Below are 2,666 nucleotides of genomic sequence, written 5' to 3'. Positions count from 1 at the left end.
CCGAGTCCGCGCTCGACGCCGTCCAACGGCTGCTCGCGCTCGCGGACGCCCAGCACGACTCCGAGCGGTACCCCCGGCTGACGCCCTGGCATCCCTGGACCGTCCTGGTCCGCTGGCCGTCCCGCTCCCTGCCCTCCCTCGGTGGCTACCGCCGTATCCGAGACCGGGCGCACGCCATGAGTACGGAGGGACACGCCGCCCGGGTCATCGGGCGACTGCTCGGCTACGTGGACTCGCACCGCGCCGACCCGGCCGCGCCGCCCGTGCTCGCCAACCGCGAGGGGCAGTATCTGCACCTGGTCGGGCACTCCTTCGGCTGCCGCTTCCTGTGCGAGGCCGTGCAGTGGGCGGCCGACCCGCCGCTCACACTGGGCTGGAACACTCCGAAGCCGGCGGGGCGGCCGTTCACTGCGGACTCGATGCTGCTGTTGCAGATGGCGGCGCCGCGCGACGCCTTCGCGTCGATGTTCACCGCGCTCGGCGAGGCGCCCTTGCGTGGCCCGGTCGTGGCGACGTACTCGCGGCACGACCGCGCCACCGGCTTCTGGCACCTGCGCGCGGAGAAACGCGCGGGCATCGGCCACTCCGGGATCGGCACCGCGCCCGCGCCGGTTTCGGCGATCCGTATGCTGCCGCCCGGGGAGGCGTATCCCCTGGCGGCGCTCGACCACCGGTTCGTCAGCGTCGACGCGAGCGAGGTGTTCGTCCGCGGGCACGGGCCCGCGGGCGCCCACTCGGACCATCTGCGGCCGGAGTCCGCCCATCTGCTGCTGTCCCTGGCCGACCACTGCCGGTGAGGGGACGCGCGTTGTCAATCCCCCCGTTTCGTGGAGACCTTCCTATGCAGCCAGCTCCTCGGTGAAGCCGGCCCAGTAGTCGTGTTCGTAATCGATCGGGCTCCTCCAGCCGCACACGCTGTTTCGTATTCGACGCCGGCATCGTCCACCCGTTGACGCGTTCCTCGTAGCGGTGCGCGAGCTCGGGAACGTCCACCGCGTCGGCCAGCCAGCCCGGAGCCGCGACGGCAAGGACTTCCAACGCCGCCCGTACGCTCTCACCTGCGAGTTCGGTCTGGTTCAGGTCGCGGACGGCGCTGATGACATGGGTGGAGTCGTCGCGAGCAAGGCTGCCGGTCGGAGTGGTGATCGTGGATGAGGTCGAGCTCGTCCTCAAGGAGTCCCGTGGCCTGCAAGAGGCTGAGCTCACCAAGTTGATCATGGAGCCAGGGCGTCCGTACTGGCTCTCTACGGGGACACGACGCAGCTTCTGAGACGAGGTCTACGGTGCGATTCTCCGGGCCGCGAGCAACGTGCCGTGCGTGGCGATTTGGGCTGCCTCGACCACACGCCCAGGTTTTGGAGCGTGGATGAGCAGGCCGTCGCCGATGACCATGGCGACATGCTCGGGGCGGGTGGCCGTGCCGACACTGAAGACCAGGTCGCCGGGTTGGAGGGCGCTGGTGGCTACGGCCCGGCCCTCGTTGACCTGTGTGTAGGTGGTGCGGGTGAGTTCGATGCCAGCCACTCCGTAGGCGCGTTGCATCAGGGAGGAGCAGTCGCAGCGGTCGCGGGGGTTGGTGCCGTGGGGGTTGGTGCAGGTGCCGCCCCATTGGTAGGGGGTGCCCAGTTGTTCGAGGGCCCAGCGAATCGCGTTGCGCACCTGCGGGGAAACGTTAGCCGGGATCCGGTAGCCGGCGGGGAGTTTGCCTGCCGGGATGTCGCCGTGGTCGGTGCTGGTCTGTGTGGCGCAGTTTGTGGTGAAGCCGGCGGTGGCCGAGGTGATGTCGGGGACGGTGGCCGCGGCACCCAGTGTCGGGGCGATCGCCTGCTGCAGGGCGGTCGCGAGAGGTTCGTGTTTGGCGTAGGCGTCGGGCAGGCCGGACTTCTGGACCTTCTGTGCGGCGACGGTGATGGGCATGGCCTGCCAGTCCTTGAGCGATTTGAGCGCCTTGTAGAACTTCGTGGCCGCGTACACCGGGTCCATGATCTGTTCGCGGGTTCCCCAGCCCTGGGAGGGGCGTTGCTGGAAGAGGCCGAGGCTGTCGCGGTCGCCGTGGTCGAGGTTGCGCAGGCCTGATTCCTGGAGGGCTGTGGCGAGGGCGATGACCTGGCCGCGTGCCGGGATGTTCATCTGGGCGCCGGTGGCGACAATCGCTTTGGCGTTCGGGATCTGCTCGTCGGGTGAGGGCAGGCCGGGAACGCTGACGGTGCCGGTATGGCCGGCAAGGATCGCCTTCACCTGTTGGGCCACCTGGGCCGTGTCGGCATCGGCATCGGGTGCTTGGCACGCGGGGCGGCTTTCGTCGGCCTGTGCGGTGCCGGTGACCTGGCCGGCGACCGCGGCCATCAGGATGATCGCCAGGACGATCAGGGCTGCGGTGCCGGCGATCCAGATTGTGCGCCTTGTGCTCATGTCTCACCGCGCTGCTGGCGGATACGGCGGACCAGTTCTGCTTCTTCGCGGGCGTCGAGGAAGGCCTCGAAGCTTCCGCGCCGGCTCGTTGAGCGGGCCGGTGGTACGGCGGACCGCTGGGTGCGGCGGGTGACGGTGCGGTGGGCCTGGATGTGCCGGCGGGGGCGGTTGTCTGACGTCGGCGGGTTGGTTCCTGGTGTGGATGTGGTGGGTGCGATCCGCGGCCGCCGCGACGGTGTGGTGGTCGCGGGTGC

The 2,666-nt window shown here is 69.8% G+C and carries 3 protein-coding genes; 1 reads left to right on the top strand and 2 read right to left on the bottom strand.

Going from position 1 to position 2,666, the window contains the following annotated elements:
• Positions 1–29: 29 nt before the first annotated feature.
• Positions 30–797 (top strand): alpha/beta hydrolase family protein, encoded by a 768-nt coding sequence (locus J1C73_RS18865; RefSeq protein WP_207317436.1) that lies wholly within the window; start codon positions 30–32, stop codon positions 795–797.
• A gap of 481 nt (positions 798–1,278) precedes the next feature.
• On the opposite strand, the gene J1C73_RS18860 is transcribed toward J1C73_RS18865, so the two are convergent.
• Both J1C73_RS18860 and J1C73_RS18855 read right to left on the bottom strand, forming a co-directional pair.
• Positions 1,279–2,412, bottom strand: coding sequence for a C40 family peptidase (locus J1C73_RS18860; RefSeq protein WP_207317435.1), 1,134 nt, complete (start codon positions 2,410–2,412; stop codon positions 1,279–1,281).
• A partial coding sequence (locus J1C73_RS18855) for a hypothetical protein (RefSeq protein ID WP_207317434.1) occupies positions 2,409–2,666 on the bottom strand: 258 nt, incomplete at its 5' end. The genes J1C73_RS18855 and J1C73_RS18860, both read right to left, overlap by 4 nt.

The organism is Streptomyces laculatispora, from assembly GCF_017353455.1.
Taxonomy (GTDB): domain Bacteria; phylum Actinomycetota; class Actinomycetes; order Streptomycetales; family Streptomycetaceae; genus Streptomyces; species Streptomyces laculatispora.
This window is presented reverse-complemented; position numbering and strand designations above follow the sequence as displayed.